Genomic DNA, 19371 nt, shown 5'->3' on the forward strand with positions numbered 1-19371 from the left:
TATAATACGCGCAATTTCCATAGGGATCCGCTTACTCATGTTTGAACAAACTTTTAAAAATATAGACGATATTCTCCACAAAGACGCCGGATGCGGGAGCGAACTCGATTATGTCGAGCAAACTTCATGGGTGTTGTTTCTCAAATACCTCGATGATTTGGAAAAAGACAAGGCTACCGCCGCCGCGTTGATCGGCAAAAGCTACACTCCGATTATTGCTCCTGAATATCAATGGAACACATGGGCAGCACCCAAAGATGCAGAGGGCAAACTCGACCATCATACCGCATTGGGTGGCGATGATCTCAAAGAGTTTGTCGATCATAAACTCTTCCCCTATCTCAAAAAGTTCAAAGTCGATGCCGAGAGTGCCGATACCATCGAGTACAAGATCGGTGAGATATTTAGCGAACTCAAAAACCGCGTACAAAGTGGCTATAACCTCCGTGAAGTAATTAACCGCATCGACGAGCTACGTTTCCGCACCCATGCCGAAAAACACGAAATGAGCCACCTCTATGAGGACAAGATCAAAAACATGGGGAACGCCGGACGCAACGGCGGCGAATACTACACCCCCCGCCCCCTCATCAAAACCATCGTCCGCGTCGTCGCCCCTGAAATCGGACAAAAAATCTATGACGGTGCCGTAGGAAGTGCGGGATTCTTGGTCGAAGCGTTCGAGTATCTCAAACACAGCAAAAAACTCACCACGAGCGATACGCTCACCCTCCAAAAAACGACCTTTTACGGCAAAGAGAAAAAATCCCTCGCTTACATCATCGGAACGATGAACATGATCCTCCACGGTATCGAAGCTCCGAACATCGTCCACGCCAACACGTTGGCGATCAACCTCGACGACATCCAAGATAAAGACCGTTATGACGTCGTACTCGCTAACCCACCGTTTGGAGGAAAAGAGCGCGCCGAAGTACAGCAAAACTTTCCGATCAAAACGGGGGAGACGGCATCGCTGTTTTTACAGCATTTCATCAAGATTTTAAAAGCAGGGGGTAAAGCGGGGGTCGTTATCAAAAACACCTTTTTGAGCAACACCGACAACGCCTCTGTCGCACTGCGTAAAAAACTCCTCGAAGAGTGTAATCTCCACACCGTCCTCGACTTGCCGGGTGGGACGTTTACGGGGGCGGGGGTTAAAACCGTCGTCTTGTTTTTCGAGAAGGGGGCACCGACCCGTAAAGTGTGGTTTTATCAGCTGAATTTGGCTCGTAATCTGGGGAAAACGAACGCGCTCAATGAGAAAGATTTGGCGGAGTTTGTGGAGCTTCAAAAAACGTTCGGTGAGTCTGAGAATTCGTGGAGTATCGAGGCTAAAGATATAGACCAGAGTACGTTTGATCTGAGTGCCAAAAATCCGAATAAAAAAGTCGAAGCGGCACTGCGAAAACCGCAAGAGATACTCGAAGAGATGAAAGTTTTGGATGACGAGAGTGCGGAGATTTTAGGCAGGGTTTTGGAACTGTTATGAAGCAGGGGTGGGAAGTAAAAAAGTTGGGTGATGTAGTTGAAATCAGGAATGGTAAAAATCAACAACAAGTTTTATCAGAAACTGGACAATACCCGATAATGGGAAGTGCAGGGAATATAATGGGTTTTGCAACTGATTATATTTGCGAAGCAGGAACGACGATCATTGGTAGAAAAGGAAATATTAACAAACCAATATTTATCAATGAAAGATTTTGGAATGTGGATACCGCATTTGGTTTTTATCCTAAAAATGAACTTGAGAAAAAATTTCTTTATTATTTGTGTCTAAATATTGATTTTGGAAAGATGAATAGAGGTACAACTATACCAAGTTTAGTCAAATCAGAGCTTCAAAAAATTCAAATTCCATTTCCACCACTCTCCGAACAACAAAAAATCGTCGCCATTTTAGATGAAGCCTTTGCCGCAATAGAGCGTGCAAAAGCCAATGCGGTGCAGAATCTCAAAAATGCAAAAGAGCTTTTCGACTCTTATTTACAAAGTGTGTTTGAAAATAGAGGAGAGGGGTGGAAAAATGTAAAATTATCAGAATTAACAACTGATATTACTGATGGAGACCATATGCCTCCACCAAAAACAGAAACTGGAATCCCATTCATTACAATTTCAAATATTAATAAAAAGAACTATCAAATTGATTTTTCAGATACTTTTACTGTTTCTATAGATTATTATCAAAAATTAAAAATTAATCGAAAGCCTAAAAAAGGGGATATTTTATATACAGTTACAGGCTCTTATGGTATCCCTGTTCTAGTGGAGGATAATGTGGAATTTTGCTTTCAACGACACATTGGTTTAATTAGACCAAAAGAGAATACCAGTAGTAAATGGCTGTTTTATTGGGTATTGTCTCCACAAGCATTCAAACAAGCTAACGAAACAGCTACTGGAACAGCCCAAAAAACTGTATCATTAACAGCATTACGAAATTTTAGTATTCCAAAAATATCTTTATCTGAACAACAAACTATCGTCCAAAAACTCGATGCTCTCTCCGCCGAAACCAAACGCCTCGAAGCGATTTATCAGCAGAAAATAGATAACTTAGAGGAATTGAAAAAAAGCATCTTGCAAAAAGCGTTTAACGGGGAGCTGTGATGACAACTGAGCAAAATGATAGATTAGTAATTTTTCAAAGTAAAGAGATAAGAAGAACATGGGAAAACAATGAGTGGTACTACTCTGTCATAGATGTTTGCGGTGTCTTAACTGATAGTACTAATCCTCGTGATTATTGGTATAAAATGAAAATTCGTGTCAATACTGAGGATGGAATCGAACTGTCGACAGTTTGTCGACAGTTGAAAATGAAAGCTCCCGATGGGAAAATGAGAATAACTGACTGTGCCAATACGCAAGATATTTTAAGAATAATACAGTCTATCCCATCACCCAAAGCCGAACCTTTTAAACAGTGGTTAGCGCAAGTGGGGTATGAGCGAATCCAAGAGATAGAAGACCCAGAACTCGCGCAAGAACGGATGAAAACTCTGTATGAGCAAAAAGGGTATCCAAAAGATTGGATTGATAAACGGCTTCGTGGGATAGCTATTCGTCAAAATCTCACCGATGAGTGGAAAGAGAGAGGTATATCCGAACATCGCGATTTTGCAATTTTAACGGCTGAAATCTCGAAAGCCACTTTTGGAATGACTCCAAGCGAATACAAAAATCATAAAAATTTACCACAAAAATCAAATGAAAATCTTCGTGACCATATGGATGATTTGGAACTTATTTTTACGATGTTGGGTGAGAGAGTTACCACTGAAATCTCAAAAGAGGAAAAACCTGATACCTTCGATAAAAGCAAAAATATAGCCCGTAGAGGCGGAAAAGTAGCTGGAGATGCAAGGTTACAAACAGAAAAAGAATTAGGCAGACCTGTTAGCACAAAAAAGAATTATTTGCCAAAAATAGATAATAAAGCACAATTAAACTTATCGAAACTGGATGAAGATGATGAATGAAGCCCCAACTAGTGCAAAAATTGCACAAGTTCAAAGTAAGGTGCAAGCATGAACGAAGACGAAACGAGAGCCGAACTGATCGATCCCATGCTTCTCGCGTCGGGATGGGGGGTAGTTGAAGGCTCCAGAGTTTTTAGAAACCATCCGATCACCGCCGGTAAAATTCAAACGGGGGGCACTCGTAGCAAACTGCTCCGCGCCGATTATGTCCTTTCGTACAAAGGGATCAAACTCGCCGTCATCGAAGCCAAACGAAGCGGATTAAGCGTAGGCGAGGGGGTAGCGCAAGCCAAGCAGTACGCCGACAAGCTGAAACTCGAAACCACCTACGCCAGCAACGGCAAAGAGATTTATAGTATCTGTATGAAGAGCGGTGCAGAGGGATTAATCGAGCGTTATCCGACCCCTGAGGAGCTTTGGAATAAAACTTACGCGGAGCAAAACGACTGGCGGGAGAAGTTCAGTTCTGTACCGTTTGAAAACGTCGGTGGGACGAAGGGGGCGCGCTACTATCAGGAGATCGCCGTCAATAAAACCCTCGAAGCGGTAGCGACGAATGCACCCCGCGTATTGCTCACCCTCGCTACGGGGACGGGGAAAACCTTTATCGCGTTTCAGATCGCGTGGAAACTCTTTCAAACCCGTTGGAATCTCAGACGTGATGGGAGCCGACGACCGCGCATCTTGTTCTTAGCTGACCGCAATATCTTGGCAGATCAGGCATTTAATGCTTTTTCGGCATTTCCCGACGATGCCCTCGTGCGGATCAAACCGGATGAAATACGCCGCAACGGACGCGCACCGACGAACGGTAGTATTTTTTTCACGATCTTTCAGACCTTTATGAGCGGAACCGATAGCGAGGGGAAGGCGGCTCCTTATTTCGGGGAGTATCCGAAAGACTATTTTGACTTTATCATTATCGATGAGTGTCATCGAGGCGGTGCGAACGATGAGGGGAACTGGAGAGGGATTTTGGAGTATTTCTCTCCTGCGGTTCAGCTGGGACTCACCGCCACCCCAAAACGCAAAGACAACGTCGATACGTACCGCTATTTCGGCGAACCCGTCTATATCTACTCACTCAAAGAGGGGATCAACGACGGTTTCCTCACCCCTTTTAAAGTCAAACGGATCAAAACGACCCTCGATGACTATATCTACACGAGCGACGACACAATCATCGAAGGGGAGATCGAAGAGGGGAAACTCTACACCGAATCCGATTTCAATAAAATCATCGAGATAACCGCGCGGGAAGCCAAGCGAATTAAGATATACATGGATGAAGCGAACCAAAACGAAAAAGCGATTATCTTTTGTGCCACCCAAGATCATGCGGCGGCGGTTCGCGATTTGGTCAATCAGATGAAAAAGAGCAAAGAGCCAAACTACTGCGTCCGTGTCACCGCCAATGACGGAGTCATCGGTGAACAGTTTTTACGAGAGTTTCAAGACAATGAGAAAATGATCCCCACCATCTTGACCACCTCCCAAAAGCTCTCCACGGGGGTCGATGCACGCAATATCCGCAATATCGTTTTAATGCGCCCTGTCAATTCGATGATCGAGTTCAAACAGATTGTCGGGCGGGGTACGCGGCTGTTCGAGGGGAAAGAGTTTTTTACCATCTATGATTTCGTTGATGCGTATCACCATTTCGCCGACCCCGAATGGGACGGTGAACCGTTGGAACCGGAAACTCCCGCAGCCCCTAAACCTCCTAAAGAGCCGAGTGAACCCCAAGAGCCTACGGATGATGGCGATGAGGGCGAAGCAGGTGAGAGACGTACAAAAATCAAAATCAAACTGCGCGACGGTAAAGAGCGGGAGATTCAGCACATGATGTCCACCTCTTTTTGGAGTGCCGACGGCAAGCCGATTTCGGTCGAGGAGTTTTTAGAAAATCTCTTCGGCGCACTCCCTGAATTTTTCACTACCGAAGAGGAGTTGCGAACGCTGTGGAGCAATCCGCTGACGCGGAGAATTTTGCTCGAAAAACTCGATGCCGCAGGTTTCGGGCGAGAAGAGCTAGGAACACTCCAAAAACTCATCGATGCGGAGAAAAGCGATCTGTTCGATGTGTTGGAATATGTCTTTAACAGCGATACCGTCCCGATGTCACGCGAAGCACGTGTAGCCGCTGCCCAAGCGACTATTTTCGCACTCCTAAGCGATAAACAAAAAGAGTTCATCGAATTTGTCCTCAGCAAATACATTGAGACAGGGGTAGATGAACTCGATCAGGAGAAACTACCGATCCTCCTCACGAACAAATATCAATCCCTGCAAGATGCGCAAGAGGTGTTGGGTGAAGTCGCAACAATCAGCTCACTGTTTATCGATTTTCAAAAATATCTTTATCAGCAACGTGCGGCGTAACGATTTTTTTAATTTACCGTATAATTTCACATATTAAAAAGGATAGATATGAATAAATTGCTCTGTATGTTAGAACTTCAACAACAGCTTAATGATTCCACTAACGGAAAAGGGTGGGAGAACGGAGTTACCCAACACGGTAAAACAATCAACTGGCGCCGTTGTATCACGATGGAATCTGCCGAAATGATCGATTCATTCGGATGGAAACATTGGAAAAGCATCGCTCAGGAGACCGATTACGCGAATTTGCAAATCGAGATTGTCGATGTATGGCATTTTGTGATGAGTTTGGTTTTGGAATTTACCCACAAGAATGGTGCTGAGAGCATCGGCGAATTGGCGGAGCGCATCTCTAAAACACCGGAATATCAGAAAATAAACAGCGATACGCCGCTTCCCTTCGGCAATGATGATTTGCTGATGATCAAAATTGAAAACGTCATGCGCCTCTCACTTATTCCGATATCTCCGGAGATGATCGGTGCGATGATCGAAGAGTTCTTTGAGCTGGCATATATGGGAGCATTGAATGCGACACAGTTGTATCGTTTATATGTCGGCAAGAATATTCTCAATCAATTTCGTCAGGATCACGGCTACAAAGAGGGACACTACATCAAGATGTGGAACGGAGTGGAAGACAATGCCGTGATGAAGCTTGCATGGGAAAACAATCCGCAAATGTCTCCAAGCGAGCTGTATGCAGCGTTAAAAGCCGCTTATCCGGCGTAAATATCTTTATATTCCCCTTTCCACCGTTTATGGCACCAAAACCAAAGTTTGGGATTGGTGCGAATCACCTTTTCTACTTGATCCGCCTGTATCTGCGTTGCTTCTTTTATCGATGCTTCATCATTACCGCTCACCTCAATGGGTTTTTCAAACGTGATGGTGTAGTGCTGTTCATCGTTAGAGACAATATAAACCCCGACGATGGGAGCATTAAATTTGTGAGCCAATTGAGCGGGCGTTGAGGTTTGGTAGGTTTTATGGCCAAAAAAGTTTACGCTCACCCCCGTACGCTCATTACTTGCCTGATCGATCATTAATAAGATGGATCGTCCCCCTTTAAGCGCTTTGGCAATGTGTTTAAGTGCACCGTTTTTTTCCGCAAGTTTCATTTGGTGGTTGGTACGTGCTTCAAGCAAATAGGGATCAAATGCAGAGGTACTGAATTCTTTATAAATAGAGGAGACGGGGGTAATAAGCGATGAGAGCGCCGCACCGCCAAGTTCCCAGTTTCCAAAATGGGCTGAGACAAAAATAATCCCGCGATTTTCCCTTAACAAGGCATCGACTGCTTCACGGTTTTCAAAGATCACTTGTGTTTTTAACGCTTCAGCACTGTTGCGTCTATTTTCCATTACTTGCAAAAAATTTAGGGCTAAATTGCGGTAACAATAGTGTTCGATCTCTTTTTTCTGAGCGGGATTTAGTTCTTCTCCAAAAGCAAATTTTACATTGGATTGGATAATCCGATTCCGTGAAAATGCGAGAATATGGGCGAGGGATGAGAGTGCAGTGAAAATGGTTTTACGCCAGCTTCGCGGCAACAGCATCACGAATGAATCAAAGAGTAAAAAAAGGCGGTACAGCATTATAAAAGTTCCTTGGCTTTGGCCGCGATGAGGTGCGGATCGATTTGATTTATGGAAAAATCGTTGCGGTTGATATGAAAAATATCGACCTCTGAGGGGGATTTGATCCCGATGTTGATCGGTGTCGGATAGATCATCCGCTCCGTGGTAGGACCGAATAGGGTGATGGAGGGGCGGTTCATTGCCCATGCTATATGGGTCGGTCCCGTATCATTACCGATAATAAGAGCGCAATGATCGATAAAGGATACAAGGGTGCTTAGGGACATTTTCGGAGCAAGATGGGCATTAGACGAGTGTTGTGCAATCCATTGGGCATCATCGTATTCCCGCTCACTTCCCCAAATGAGATAGCAAGGGTAAGGGAGTAAATCACACAGTGTCGCAAAGTGCTCTTTGGGATAGCATTTGCTTGGCCATGATGCTCCGATAACGAGGGAAATCTTATTTTCATATGGGTCTGATCCTCTTGAAAATACGGGAGTTTTTTGCTCTATCAGGGTATCAGAGAAAGGGATGTCTAATGCTTCGGTGATTATCATAACATTACGGCGGATTACACTGGTTTCATAAGGGATATGGGACGTGGTATCGTAAAACCATGCAGCAAGACCTTCCCGAGCACTTGCACGATCAAATCCATGTACTTTCCCCGGAAGCATTGATGCAACGATTGCCGATTTTAGTAACCCCTGCGCATCGATAATCTGATGGTAAGGGTGACGTGATCGGAGATTACGAATGGTTTCACGGAGCAGTGTAACACTTTTGGTTTTTTTGATCCGTTTCATCGGAACAGCGATCACTTCGTTAAGTAGAGGATGATTGTTTATGATCGGTGCAAATGCCTCTTCAACGTACCAATCGATAACGGCATCGGGGTAATATTTACGGATAATTTGCAAGACTACGGCGGTGTTGATGATGTCGCCCAATGCGCTGAGACGAACAATAGCGATACGGATTTTAGCGGAATTCATAAGCATAACTATAGCGCAACTAAGCTACAATCACCATCAAAAATAAGGGATAAGGGGCTACAAAACATGGTTGTTCAAGATATTCAGCAGTTTGCCGAAATCCGTCCGAAAGCGCGTGCCTATTTTTGTTATCTGTTTCATAAAAATCTTCCGAATCACCTTCCATCTGTTTCGCTTGACTCCCTAACGGCTCGTTTATTGAAAATACGGGGTGATCTTCAAGGTCTTGAAGCGGCTTATCTGCTTGATGCAGCCGGGAATCAGGTCTCCCCAACGTATCTTAAAAACGGGAAAAGTGAGGAAGATATCGGGGCGAGCCGCTCAACTCGCGCTTATTATTACCGTGCCATGCATGAGCGCCGATGCACGATTACTGACCCGTATCCCTCACTGCTGAATGATGAACTCACCGTTACGGCATCCGAACCTATCTTTGATGAGAACGGTGAGATCGTTTATGTGGCTTGTATCGATATGCCCTTGGCCGAGGTTTTGAAAATTGCCCACCCAATGGCCCTCGAATCGTTTGCAGGGCGCTTTTTCAGAGTAGCGTATGGGGCATTTACCGTAGTACTGGCATTGGTCTCTTTACTCCTTTTTGTGAAAGGGATCGAAGGCTTTTTGGCGTACGGATTAGGACAGTATGATAAGATAGAGATCAAAGATGTGTTTGAAGCAACCATTTTGCTGACGCTATCGCTCGCGATACTGGATTTAGTTAAAACGCTCTTTGAAGAGGAAGTTTTGGGACGTCCCAAACACGATCCCGATTCGAGTATTCACAAAACGATGGTTCGCTTTTTGGGCTCCATTATTATTGCCCTTTCGATAGAGGCGTTGATGCTGGTCTTTAAATTTGCGATGACCGAGCCGGATATGCTCGTGAATGCGATTTACATTATCGGAGGGGTTTCAATGCTCTTAGTCGGGCTTGCAATTTATATCCGTTTTACCAATTTGGGAGAGCGCCGTTGATAGCAATTGTTGATTATAATATGGGCAATTTAGCCAGTGTTAAAAATGCTTTTGATGTTTTGGGAGAGAAAGTTGTCGTTGAATCCGATCCCGATAAATTGCATACCTATGATAAGCTTATTTTACCCGGTGTTGGCGCTTTTGCCGATGCAATGGAACATTTACAGAGTCGTGGAATGGATCAAGCGGTACGCCAATACGCACAAAGCGGAAAATATCTGCTGGGGATCTGTCTGGGGATGCAATTGTTGTTTGAGTCGAGCGAAGAGTTCGGTATCTCACAAGGGTTGGGATTGATCGAAGGACGGGTTGTCGCATTCGATACGAGCCGTTTTCACACTCCTCTCAAAGTTCCTCATATGGGATGGAACCGGATGTTTACACGTGAACACCCGTTGTTCGCAGGACTTGACGCGGCTCATTATCTCTATTTTGTCCACTCGTATCATGCTGTGTGTACTCACGAGAGTGATAGTATAGGTGAATCGGTGTACGGATACCGTTTTACGAGTGCCGTAGCGCATAACAATGTGATGGGGATACAACCGCATCCGGAGAAAAGCCATGAAAACGGCCTCTCGATTTTAAAAAACTTCATTAATTTATAAAAGGAAATCTTTCTATGACTATTTTTCCCGCGATCGATCTTAAAGACGGTAAAGCCGTCCGTCTCACCAAAGGTCTTATGGAGAGTGCAAAAATCTACTCCGATACCCCATGGGAATTGGTAAAAACATTCGAAGAGATGGGGGCGAAATGGGTCCATTTAGTCGATCTTAACGGTGCATTTGCCGGAGAACCGAAGAATCTTGAACAAATCCGTGCAATCAGAGAAAACTGTAATGTAAAACTTGAACTGGGTGGCGGTATCCGCGATGAGGCGACGATCCAACGCTATTTGGAGTTAGGAATCGATCGGATCATTTTAGGTTCAATCGCCCTTCGTGATCCCGAATTTGTAAAAACCATGGCCGCTAAATATCCGATTGTCGTTGGTATCGATGCGATTGACGGATACGTAGCTGTTGAAGGATGGGGTGAAGTGAGTACGATGAAGGCTACCGATTTGGCACGAGCATTTGCTAATGCGGGGGTTGAAGCAATTATTTGTACCGATGTTGGACGTGACGGTACGCTTAGCGGCGTAAATGTCGATTTTACCCTTGAGATAGCTAGAGCTTGCGGTATTCCCACTATTGCAAGCGGCGGTGTGAGAGATGAGAGTGACATCGAAGCGCTGCTTCAAAGTGGCGAAGTTGCTGGAGTTATTGTAGGAAAAGCCTTTTATGAGGGGACAATTGACCTCAATAAGTTTTTTTAAACTTCACACAAAGATGGTTAGGCTATTATTAGGTACTTATTCTGCGATAAACTAAAAAAGGACGCACTTTGAAATTATTGGTTGTAGATGATAGCTCGACTATGCGCCGTATTATCAAAAACACACTTTCAAGACTCGGTTATGAAGAGGTTCTAGAAGGTGAAGACGGAGTCCAAGGATGGACGGTTTTAGATGAAAATCCTGATATTGGTATGCTTATTACGGACTGGAATATGCCCGAGATGAACGGTCTGGAATTAGTGAAAAAAGTGCGTGCTGATGCCCGTTTTACAGATCTTCCGATTATTATGGTTACGACGGAGGGGGGAAAATCAGAGGTTATTACTGCGCTCAAAGCCGGCGTCAATAACTACATTGTAAAACCGTTTACTCCTCAAGTCCTTAAAGAAAAACTTGCAGCTGTTTTAGGCACTGAGGGCTGATGCAAGATTACTATTACATGCTGGTGGTTAAACCATCATCGCATGCTGAATTATTTAGCGATTTTTTAGTTGATGCTATCCCCGTCGGATTCGAAGAGACCGAGGAGGGATTTATTATCCGCAGTGAAGAAGATCTAGAAACCATCAGTTGGGGAATTGAGCAGTTTGCAGAAGCATTGCAGCGGGCACTTGGTCAAGTGGTCGATGTTGAGCTCATTTTAACCAAAGAGAAGAATGACGATTGGATTGCACAATATCAGCAAGGTATTACGCCGATCGAAATAGCACCCTTTTACATTCACCCCACATGGGAAGCACCCAAAGAGGGGATGCTTAATATCGCAATCGATCCCGCACTTGCATTTGGAACAGGCCATCACCCCACAACCGCTTCTTGTTTACGGGCAATAGCCACGTATGTTAAAGAGGGCGATGAAGTAATGGATGTCGGGTGCGGAAGCGGCATTTTAGCAATGGCAGCAATTAAAAAAGGTGCTGTTGTTGATGCATGCGATACCGATCCCCTCTCCGTCGAAAATTCCCGTGTGAATGCGGAACAAAATGGTCTTTCTTACCGACGTTTATGGGAAGGACCGATCAACGAAACCGATAAAAAATACGATGTTATCGTGGCTAATATTGTTGCTGATGTTTTAGTCTTTATTGCAAGCGATTTGAAAAAGCGGTTACGTGAAAACGGTATTTTGGTCCTTTCCGGTATTATGGATAAATATGAAGAAAAAGTTCTTCGAGCCTACAAAAATTATGAACTGACTGAACGGATTGTCGAAAACGAGTGGGTCAGCTTGGTATTAACCCAAAAAGGAAATGAATAATATGAGTCAACCCGAGCCGAACACGCCGGATAAAAACGGAAATTTTTTTAATAAAAACCCTCTTATCACTTTTGCATTGTTTTCGATTGTTGTAATTGTCCTCTTTAAAGCATTTTTAGGCGATGAAGGGGATCTAAGCAGTAAAATCAGCGGACAAAATGCTACTCGGGTACAAGAGATAAGTTATGCCGATCTAAAGAGACTGATCGAACGCAAACAAGTTGAAAAAGTCTCTATTGGCCAAACCTATATCCGGGCTATCGGAAATGATGGCAACGGTAAAGTAGCGTATACTACCCGTATCGTCGGACCGGATACGACGCTGATTCCCTTATTGGATAAGCAAGGGATCAATTATATCGGCTTTAGTGAAAGTAATTGGTTCACGGAAATGTTCGGATGGCTCTTTCCCTTTTTAATTATCATTGCCATATGGATGTTTTTCGCCGGACGAATGCAAAAAAGTATGGGAAGCGGAATTTTAGGGATGGGTAACTCTAAAAAATTGGTTAACTCTGAAAAACCTAAAACGAAATTTGATGATGTTGCCGGTGTTCAAGAAGCCAAAGAAGAGGTTTTGGAGATTGTTGATTTTCTAAAATTCCCTGACCGTTATGTTGAATTAGGGGCAAAAATTCCTAAAGGGGTATTGCTTGTCGGTAGCCCGGGAACCGGTAAAACCCTTTTGGCAAAAGCGGTAGCCGGAGAAGCAGAGGTACCTTTTTTCTCGGTATCGGGATCAAGTTTTATCGAAATGTTTGTCGGTGTGGGTGCCGCACGGGTACGTGATTTGTTTGAACAGGCGAAAAAAGATGCTCCTTCGATCATTTTTATTGATGAGATCGATGCTATCGGTAAGAGTCGTGCTGCCGGCGGTGTTATGGGGGGAAATGATGAGCGTGAGCAAACCCTCAATCAGCTTCTTGCTGAAATGGATGGATTTGGTACAGATACACCGATTATCATTCTTGCAGCTACCAACCGACCTGAGATTTTGGATCCGGCATTGCTGCGTCCGGGTCGATTTGATCGTCAAGTATTGGTCGATAAACCTGATTTTCAGGGACGAATCGATATTTTACATGTCCATATCAAAGGGGTCAAAAAAGATGCCGACACCGATATCGAAGAGATCGCTCGTCTCACGGCAGGGCTTGCCGGGGCTGATTTAGCGAATATCATCAATGAAGCGGCATTATTAGCCGGACGAAAAAGTCAGAAAACTGTTCGTCAAGCTGATTTACGTGAAGCAGTAGAACGTGCGATAGCGGGACTTTCAAAAAAGAGCCGCCGTATTGATGAAAAAGAGAAACGAATTGTCGCGTATCATGAGAGCGGGCATGCTCTTCTTGCCGAGACGACAAAAGGAGCTAAAAAAGTTTCTAAAGTCTCGATTGTTCCCCGTGGTTTGGCGGCATTGGGTTATACCCTTAATACTCCTGAAGAGAATAAATATCTCATGCAGCGTCACGAATTGATCGCTGAAATTGATGTATTGCTCGGCGGGCGCGCGGCGGAAGAGGTTTTTATCGGTGAAATTTCTACCGGTGCGGCGAACGATTTGGAACGGACAACGGATATTTTAAAAGCTATGGTCCAAATGTACGGTATGAGCGATGTGGCTGGATTGATGGTCTTAGAACGACAACGCAGCAGCTTCCTCGGAGGCGGTATGACCCCTCCGAAAGAGTACAGTGAACGTATGGCTGAAGAGATGGATCAATTTATCAAAAACTCTCTTAGCGAACGGTATAAGGAAGTTAAAACTCGGTTAGAAGAGTATCGCGGTGCAATAGAAAAAATTGTAGAACTTCTTTATGCGAAAGAGAATATTACAGGTGATCAAGTGCGTGAAATTATTGGAGCGTACGAGAATGAGAATGGCATTGAAACAAAACTTGAACCACGTAAAGAGCATGGCTCACCAACACCCACGCGAGTGATTTCGGAATAACGGAAAAGTCCCTAAGGAGTACGTCATGGCAGTTCAAAACGATACCTTCATCTTATCTAAGCGTGGTTGGTTATTGGCAACGGTAATAACCGCAGTATTTTTGTTTTTTACAATGACAGGGTTACACCTTTTTCAGTTTATCAGCGGCGCATTGTTACTGGTTATTTTAGCTGTTTTTCGGAATCCTGAGCGTAATACAGTAGAAAATGAACAAGGCTCTATTATCAGCTGTGTGGATGGGGTTGTTCTATCCATTGAAGATGCATTGATTGATGAGAAAAAAATGATAAAAGTGACCGTTCTTAATTCCCTTTGGGACGTATCGATGTTACGTGCTCCTTTCGATGCTATGATCGAAGGATTTAAAATTCGTCACGGTGTATCCTTGCCTCTTTATAATCCCTTGGCTAACACGCTTAACGAAAAAGCAGTAATCTCTTTTCGTACCTCCAGAGGCGACGAACTTTTTGTGGAACATTTGAGCGAACAGAGCTGTTTTCCTATAGGGATTGAACTGGAACGAAATCAAAAACTCAAAGAGGGAACACGATACGGTTTTATGGCAAAAGGACGCAGTGCCCTGTATCTTCCTGAGGGATCAACGGTTTCTGTCAATGTTGGTGTAACTGTGCGTGCCGGTGAGAGCTTAATAGGTTATTTGGCGGCTTAATCTAATCGATTTACAATCCTAAAGGAGTGTTATGCGCAAAGATCCTCCCCCTCCTATCGCGTACCTTTTCCCTAATTTTTTTACCGCAGCTTCCATTTTTACCGGATTTTATGCAATATCCCTTGGGTATCATCATGAGTTCATTACAGCAGCATGGTTTATCTTCTTGGCGCTTATTTTTGACGGATTAGACGGTCGCGTAGCGAGAATGACGAATACTGCTAGTCATTTCGGGGTAGAGTTCGATTCCTTGGCCGATATAGTCGCTTTTGGAGTGGCTCCCGCATTTTTACTCTATCTGTATATAGGTGAGGGGTATGGACGAATCGGTATAGTTGTGAGTGCCCTTTTTATTATATTCGGCGCCGTGCGACTTGCCCGTTTTAATGTTACTACTTCTCATATTGAACCTAATGTTTTTATAGGACTTCCGATCCCCACCGCTGCTATTATGATTTCTCTGGCCATATTGGTTTCGGAACAATATCCAAGTATGAGTCAATACAAAGTATTGATGCTCCCTTTTGCTGTTATTTTAGCTTTATTGATGGTGAGTAATATACGCTATCCCAGTTTTAAAAAAATCAATTTTAATACCTTCCATTTTATGCGTTTTCTTGTGCTTGTTATTGTAAGTGCTTTGGGTATTTTCATTTACCCGATTGAAGGAATGGCATTATTGGGAGTGGGATATCTATTTTACGGGGTGCTTCGTGCCGGATATTACCTTTTGCGTCGGCTGATGGGTTATAGAGGGTGATATTTCTTAGGCTCACTGGCCAACTTATCGGTATCAATCTCGAAATCAAAATAGTGGGAGTCAAATCCGGTATTTCCCATTGTACTGAATTGCACAACGGCACCGGGATTGTTTTGAGCTTGTAAATATAAAAGTCCGAGAGCATAACGACTTTCATTGTAATTTTGATTTTTGATTTTTGAAAGTTCCAGCAGAGCAATCGCATTTTCGTAGTGATGAGCTCCGATAGAGGATGCTGCACCTAAGAAGAGCGTTTTCTCATCTCTTAGCTTGTAGACATCAATGAGTTGATTGTAGAGGGTATAGGCCTCTTCAAAGTTTTGATTATAAAATTGTGCCTGAGCAAGTGCTGCCGTTATATCAGCCGTATTATCCGTAGTAGTCTCCAGTTTGGTTTGGAGTCGCTCTATCATTGGAGTGAGCTGCCCGGTCATCATTCCCATCAAGATAGCTTTATCTCGCGTAATTTGTGGGCCGAAATAGAGATCATCGTATCGAAAAGTATGTTTCTTAAGATAATTGATGGCGGAAGAGGCAAAGACTTTTGGTTTCTGATCTTTGAAATGGGTATCGATGTACATTAAATGGGGAAGTATGTCTTGGGGTTGAAGGGTGACAAGCTTTTCGGACGCTTTGAGTGCTTGATCCTCGAATCCTAATTCGGAGGCAATTAAAACATTAAGAGCGACATAGAGCGGTCGTGTTTTGTAATTATTCTCCAGCCATTTACCTGCACTTGGATAATTATTTTGGGTTATATTGAGAAGACTTCGGTAGAGTCTGAACTCTTCGGTGTCGGCTTCTTTGGTGAGATTGTCTGTAAGGATCGAAGTAAGCTTGGGATTGGGTTTAGAGATAATTTCACTGCACATTATTGCAAATATACCTGCAAGATAATTGTCCGCATCAAGATGATATGCGCGCAAGAAGTGAGTATAAGCATTTGAAAAATCACCTAGCTGCGCATAAGTCAGAGCAACGTTGTAGTGGAGTACTGAGTGATCGGGATTGGTTTTGAGTAGAGCATTCAGATCTTGGTTGGCATCCCTAAGACGGAAATTGAGCGCTTTTTGAATAGCAAGAGCAATACCGTAATCAACACTGGATGCACGGGTACTTTTTTGGAGATACTCTTTTGCACCGCTGATGTCATCGATATAGATATTGGCATTTCCTTTGCGGATATAGTTGACTGTTTGATCGGCATTAAAAATTTTATACGGTGCAAAATAGAGTATGGTTTGGTACGTATTCGAATGATGTTCCGCTTTTTGATTTCGGTAAAATTGCTGCACACTGTCCGGTTCAAAAAGGGTAGGTTTTAAAAATACGCGAAGAGGATAAGGGGTATAAACGTGATCCGGATACTTCTCCGTTACCTCTTTAATTGCTTTTGCTGCATCTGCTTGAAACCCCGATTTGAGGTTTAAAAAAGCCAAGGCTAAATTTTCTTGAATCGGTTTAGGGTTATGAATAGTGGCATCATTGAGGTATTTTTTGGCTAAAGGGATATTTCCAATATTTGCATAGAGGAGCCCAAGAGTAAAGGAATCTTTTTCCTGGACGGGGTCTTCTAGTGTTGTAATAGCATCTTCGTAATTGCCGAAAAGAGCATCTATTTTGGCTTTTAGATTATTTCTTGTATTTTTGTACTCATCCCCTTTAGGATGTTTGAGTGCGCTAAGGGCTTCGAGATAATGTCCTTGATAATAATTGATGAGGGCATAATAGTAGGAATAAAGTGGCGAAGCGGATTCTTGAGGCAAAAAAGAGGCTGCTTTATCGATGTACAAATTAAAGTTTTTTTCATCCCCCATATGCAGGCTGCAAACAGCGGCATTGATCGCACTGACACATTGATTTTCACTGCTGTCGATAGAACGTTTAAAATTCGCCAAGGCTCCTTTATACTCACCCTCTTTGAGTTGCACTACCCCTAGATTGTATTGTGAGATTGCTTCGGAATAGAGGGCTATTTTTTCAAACAGTTTGAGTGCTTCGGCTTGATTGCCGTTAGCGTAAAGATAATTGGCGTTTTGGATCATTTTTTCGAGTTCGCTCGGTTCAATGATCGCTTCAGAGTCTTCATGCGTTTTTAGGGCAACGGGTTTTTCTTCCGCAGCCGCATTTTTATCTTTAGCATGGCCTGAAAGGAGGGCAAATGTCACGGTACCGGCACCGATGAGCAAGAGAAGCGCTCCGCCGATGATAAGGATTTTTTTATTTTTTAAAATACTCGAACCCGATGAAGCCGGTTCAACTATTTCAGAAGAGGATTTAGCGACACCGGCGGCGTCGGCCTCTTCAATGATAATTATCTCTTCTTGATCCGCCATAAGCTCTCTTTAGGGTTTAGAGGTATTTTTGCAACACATCGGGAAGTTGAATCGATCCGTCTTCTTGCTGGAAATTTTCCATAATAGCTACCATCGTCCGTCCGACCGCTAAACTTGAACCGTTGAGGGTATGGGCGAGGATATTTTTCCCCTCTTCTTTATAGCGGATCTTTGCACGGCGGGCTTGGAAGTCCCGTGTATTGGAGACGGAGCTGATTTCACGGTAGGTGTTTTGCCCCGGCAGCCACACTTCGAGGTCTACCGTACGCGCTGCACCGAATCCCAAATCTCCCGTACAAAGGGTGACGAGACGGTGAGGGAGACTGAGAGCGCTCAGGAGATCAGACGCACATGCGACCATCTCATCAAAGACCGCATCGCTTTGATCGGCACGGGTGATAGAGACGAGTTCGACTTTGTGGAACTGGTGCTGACGGATCATACCGCGTACGTCACGTCCGCCCGAACCTGCTTCTTTACGGAAACATGAGGTGTATCCCGTCATTTTAATTGGTAGATCGGTACCGTTTAGGATCTCGTCTTGGTAGAGGTTGGTGAGAGGTACTTCTGCCGTCGGGATGAGATAGAGCTCTTCTTCTTCGACTTTGAACAGATCTTCTTCAAATTTCGGAAGTTGCCCCGTCCCCTCTAATGCACGGCGATTGACGAGCATCGGAACGCTGAACTCTTCAAACCCGCGCTCACGGTTGAAGTCGAGCATAAAATTGATGAGGGCGCGCTCCAGTCGTGCACCCATCCCGCTGACAACGCTGAAACGGCTTTTGGCGAGTTTGACTCCCCGCTCGAAATCGATCCAGCCGTTTTGCTCGGCGAGTTCCCAATGCTCTTTTGGGGGAAACGTGAATGTCGGAGGGGTCAGGATTTTACAGATTTCGATATTATCGTTTTCATCCTCACCGTCGGGGACATCGGTATCAGGGATGTTAGGGACACGCATAATGATTGCATCGAGGGCTTCTTCGGCGGCACGTTGTGTATCGAGGAGATCGTTCAGTGTCGTTTTATTGGTATCGACTTCGATTTTCAGCTCATCGGTACTTTTCCCCTCTTTTTTGTATTGACCGAAAAGGCGGCTAAGTTCGTTTTGTTTCGCTTGTAATGTTTCGTAGGCGAGTTTTGCGGTTTTGAGGGTTTCGTTAGCAATTTTAAGTTCGTTGATTACGGAAGCATCCACTTTTTTACGCATCAACGCTGTTGCGGTTTCGTCAAAATTTTTCTGGAGAAGTTTTACATCGATCATAAAGGGTCATTCCTGCAATTATATAGTGATCGATTATAGCCAAAAGAGGCTGAAATTAGGTCAAAATTACTTACGATACCCGTACTTGTCCCGTAGTGATTTTATGGATTACGTGAGTGATATAGGTTTGGTAAGGGATCCCCTCATTGAGTGCCATCGCTTTTAATTTTGTAATGTCATCTTCGAGGAGACGGATGCTGATTGCTTTGCGTTTAGAACGTTGCTTGATTGTTTCGGAAGCCGCGATTTTTAGCGATTTTTTGAGGGTTTCAAGCTCATCTTTTGGGAGTGAAATATACTCACCATTTTCCACCGCGTTTACGATAGCTAATTCTTCATCGGTATAGATTGGTTTGGTACGCAT

General features: G+C 44.0%; 18 protein-coding genes. 13 read left to right on the forward strand and 5 right to left on the reverse strand.

Going from position 1 to position 19371, the window contains the following annotated elements; genetic code table 11:
- The first annotated feature begins 37 nt into the window (after nt 1-37).
- From WC407_RS10365 to WC407_RS10385, 5 genes are read left to right on the forward strand one after another with little or no spacing between them, the layout of a single operon-like run.
- On the forward strand, nt 38-1492 hold the full coding sequence (locus WC407_RS10365) for an N-6 DNA methylase (protein WP_373022570.1): 1455 nt from the start codon (nt 38-40) through the stop codon (nt 1490-1492).
- Nucleotides 1489-2616, forward strand: coding sequence for a restriction endonuclease subunit S (locus WC407_RS10370; protein WP_373022571.1), 1128 nt, complete (start codon nt 1489-1491; stop codon nt 2614-2616). Before WC407_RS10365 ends, WC407_RS10370 begins: the two co-directional genes overlap by 4 nt.
- Nucleotides 2616-3488, forward strand: a complete 873-nt coding sequence (locus WC407_RS10375; RefSeq protein WP_373022572.1) for a Bro-N domain-containing protein — start codon at nt 2616-2618, stop codon at nt 3486-3488. Before WC407_RS10370 ends, WC407_RS10375 begins: the two co-directional genes overlap by 1 nt.
- Before the next feature lie 48 nt (nt 3489-3536).
- Nucleotides 3537-5870 carry an EcoAI/FtnUII family type I restriction enzme subunit R gene (hsdR, locus tag WC407_RS10380; RefSeq protein WP_373022573.1) on the forward strand — a complete coding sequence of 778 codons (2334 nt, stop codon included), beginning with the start codon at nt 3537-3539 and terminating at the stop codon, nt 5868-5870.
- Between the two features lie 48 nt (nt 5871-5918).
- The gene (locus WC407_RS10385) at nt 5919-6605 is read left to right on the forward strand and encodes a dUTP diphosphatase (protein WP_373022574.1); all 687 of its coding nucleotides are present in this window, start codon (nt 5919-5921) and stop codon (nt 6603-6605) included.
- Here WC407_RS10385 and WC407_RS10390 read toward each other — a convergent pair.
- Both WC407_RS10390 and waaC read right to left on the reverse strand, forming a co-directional pair.
- On the reverse strand, nt 6593-7471 hold the full coding sequence (locus WC407_RS10390; protein WP_373022575.1) for a lipid A biosynthesis lauroyl acyltransferase: 879 nt from the start codon (nt 7469-7471) through the stop codon (nt 6593-6595). The genes WC407_RS10385 and WC407_RS10390 overlap by 13 nt on opposite strands.
- On the reverse strand, nt 7471-8451 hold the full coding sequence (waaC, locus tag WC407_RS10395) for a lipopolysaccharide heptosyltransferase I (protein WP_373022576.1): 981 nt from the start codon (nt 8449-8451) through the stop codon (nt 7471-7473). Before waaC ends, WC407_RS10390 begins: the two co-directional genes overlap by 1 nt.
- Before the next feature lie 66 nt (nt 8452-8517).
- Between waaC and WC407_RS10400 the strand changes: the two genes are divergently transcribed.
- The 8 genes from WC407_RS10400 to pssA all read left to right on the forward strand — a co-directional run bounded on the left by WC407_RS10400 (nt 8518) and on the right by pssA (nt 15410).
- On the forward strand, nt 8518-9426 hold the full coding sequence (locus WC407_RS10400) for a PDC sensor domain-containing protein (protein ID WP_373022577.1): 909 nt from the start codon (nt 8518-8520) through the stop codon (nt 9424-9426).
- On the forward strand, nt 9423-10034 hold the full coding sequence (hisH, locus tag WC407_RS10405) for an imidazole glycerol phosphate synthase subunit HisH (RefSeq protein WP_373022579.1): 612 nt from the start codon (nt 9423-9425) through the stop codon (nt 10032-10034). Before WC407_RS10400 ends, hisH begins: the two co-directional genes overlap by 4 nt.
- Before the next feature lie 14 nt (nt 10035-10048).
- Nucleotides 10049-10747, forward strand: a complete 699-nt coding sequence (gene hisA / locus WC407_RS10410) for a 1-(5-phosphoribosyl)-5-[(5-phosphoribosylamino)methylideneamino]imidazole-4-carboxamide isomerase (protein ID WP_373022580.1) — start codon at nt 10049-10051, stop codon at nt 10745-10747.
- Nucleotides 10748-10815: 68 nt separating this feature from the next.
- Nucleotides 10816-11190, forward strand: a complete 375-nt coding sequence (locus WC407_RS10415; RefSeq protein ID WP_373022581.1) for a chemotaxis response regulator CheY — start codon at nt 10816-10818, stop codon at nt 11188-11190.
- Nucleotides 11190-12026 carry a 50S ribosomal protein L11 methyltransferase gene (locus tag WC407_RS10420; protein WP_373022582.1) on the forward strand — a complete coding sequence of 279 codons (837 nt, stop codon included), beginning with the start codon at nt 11190-11192 and terminating at the stop codon, nt 12024-12026. The genes WC407_RS10415 and WC407_RS10420 overlap by 1 nt, the downstream gene beginning before the upstream one ends.
- Nucleotides 12019-13980: an ATP-dependent zinc metalloprotease FtsH gene (gene ftsH, locus WC407_RS10425; protein ID WP_373022584.1), complete on the forward strand. Its 1962-nt coding sequence runs from the start codon at nt 12019-12021 to the stop codon at nt 13978-13980. Before WC407_RS10420 ends, ftsH begins: the two co-directional genes overlap by 8 nt.
- Before the next feature lie 25 nt (nt 13981-14005).
- Nucleotides 14006-14650 (forward strand): phosphatidylserine decarboxylase, encoded by a 645-nt coding sequence (locus tag WC407_RS10430; protein ID WP_373022585.1) that lies wholly within the window; start codon nt 14006-14008, stop codon nt 14648-14650.
- A gap of 31 nt (nt 14651-14681) precedes the next feature.
- The gene (gene pssA, locus WC407_RS10435; RefSeq protein ID WP_373022586.1) at nt 14682-15410 is read left to right on the forward strand and encodes a CDP-diacylglycerol--serine O-phosphatidyltransferase; all 729 of its coding nucleotides are present in this window, start codon (nt 14682-14684) and stop codon (nt 15408-15410) included.
- On the opposite strand, the gene WC407_RS10440 is transcribed toward pssA, so the two are convergent.
- From WC407_RS10440 to WC407_RS10450, 3 genes are all read right to left on the reverse strand, one after another.
- Nucleotides 15398-17746 (reverse strand): tetratricopeptide repeat protein, encoded by a 2349-nt coding sequence (locus WC407_RS10440; RefSeq protein ID WP_373022587.1) that lies wholly within the window; start codon nt 17744-17746, stop codon nt 15398-15400. The two genes, pssA and WC407_RS10440, sit on opposite strands and share 13 nt — an antisense overlap.
- Nucleotides 17747-17762: 16 nt before the next feature.
- Complete coding sequence (gene serS / locus WC407_RS10445; RefSeq protein ID WP_373022588.1) at nt 17763-19007, reverse strand: serine--tRNA ligase; 1245 nt, start codon at nt 19005-19007, stop codon at nt 17763-17765.
- A 70-nt stretch (nt 19008-19077) separates the two neighbouring features.
- Nucleotides 19078-19371: a hypothetical protein gene (locus WC407_RS10450; RefSeq protein WP_373022589.1), complete on the reverse strand. Its 294-nt coding sequence runs from the start codon at nt 19369-19371 to the stop codon at nt 19078-19080.

Origin of the sequence: Sulfuricurvum sp., assembly GCF_041651515.1 — a bacterium.
Taxonomy (GTDB): Bacteria; Campylobacterota; Campylobacteria; order Campylobacterales; family Sulfurimonadaceae; genus Sulfuricurvum.

Excerpts from the sequence above, each read along its gene's own strand:
- hsdR (WP_373022573.1), top strand. The coding sequence starts at position 3,537 with ATGAACGAAGACGAAACGAGAGCCGAACTGATCGATCCCATGCTTCTC.
- WC407_RS10365 (WP_373022570.1), top strand. The coding sequence starts at position 38 with ATGTTTGAACAAACTTTTAAAAATATAGACGATATTCTCCACAAAGAC.
- pssA (WP_373022586.1), top strand. The coding sequence starts at position 14,682 with ATGCGCAAAGATCCTCCCCCTCCTATCGCGTACCTTTTCCCTAATTTT.
- ftsH (WP_373022584.1), top strand. The coding sequence starts at position 12,019 with ATGAATAATATGAGTCAACCCGAGCCGAACACGCCGGATAAAAACGGA.
- WC407_RS10440 (WP_373022587.1), bottom strand. The coding sequence starts at position 17,746 with ATGGCGGATCAAGAAGAGATAATTATCATTGAAGAGGCCGACGCCGCC.
- waaC (WP_373022576.1), bottom strand. The coding sequence starts at position 8,451 with ATGAATTCCGCTAAAATCCGTATCGCTATTGTTCGTCTCAGCGCATTG.
- WC407_RS10385 (WP_373022574.1), top strand. The coding sequence starts at position 5,919 with ATGAATAAATTGCTCTGTATGTTAGAACTTCAACAACAGCTTAATGAT.
- hisA (WP_373022580.1), top strand. The coding sequence starts at position 10,049 with ATGACTATTTTTCCCGCGATCGATCTTAAAGACGGTAAAGCCGTCCGT.
- WC407_RS10370 (WP_373022571.1), top strand. The coding sequence starts at position 1,489 with ATGAAGCAGGGGTGGGAAGTAAAAAAGTTGGGTGATGTAGTTGAAATC.
- serS (WP_373022588.1), bottom strand. The coding sequence starts at position 19,007 with ATGATCGATGTAAAACTTCTCCAGAAAAATTTTGACGAAACCGCAACA.
- WC407_RS10400 (WP_373022577.1), top strand. The coding sequence starts at position 8,518 with ATGGTTGTTCAAGATATTCAGCAGTTTGCCGAAATCCGTCCGAAAGCG.
- WC407_RS10450 (WP_373022589.1), bottom strand. The coding sequence starts at position 19,371 with ATGCGTACCAAACCAATCTATACCGATGAAGAATTAGCTATCGTAAAC.
- WC407_RS10375 (WP_373022572.1), top strand. The coding sequence starts at position 2,616 with ATGACAACTGAGCAAAATGATAGATTAGTAATTTTTCAAAGTAAAGAG.
- WC407_RS10430 (WP_373022585.1), top strand. The coding sequence starts at position 14,006 with ATGGCAGTTCAAAACGATACCTTCATCTTATCTAAGCGTGGTTGGTTA.
- WC407_RS10420 (WP_373022582.1), top strand. The coding sequence starts at position 11,190 with ATGCAAGATTACTATTACATGCTGGTGGTTAAACCATCATCGCATGCT.
- WC407_RS10390 (WP_373022575.1), bottom strand. The coding sequence starts at position 7,471 with ATGCTGTACCGCCTTTTTTTACTCTTTGATTCATTCGTGATGCTGTTG.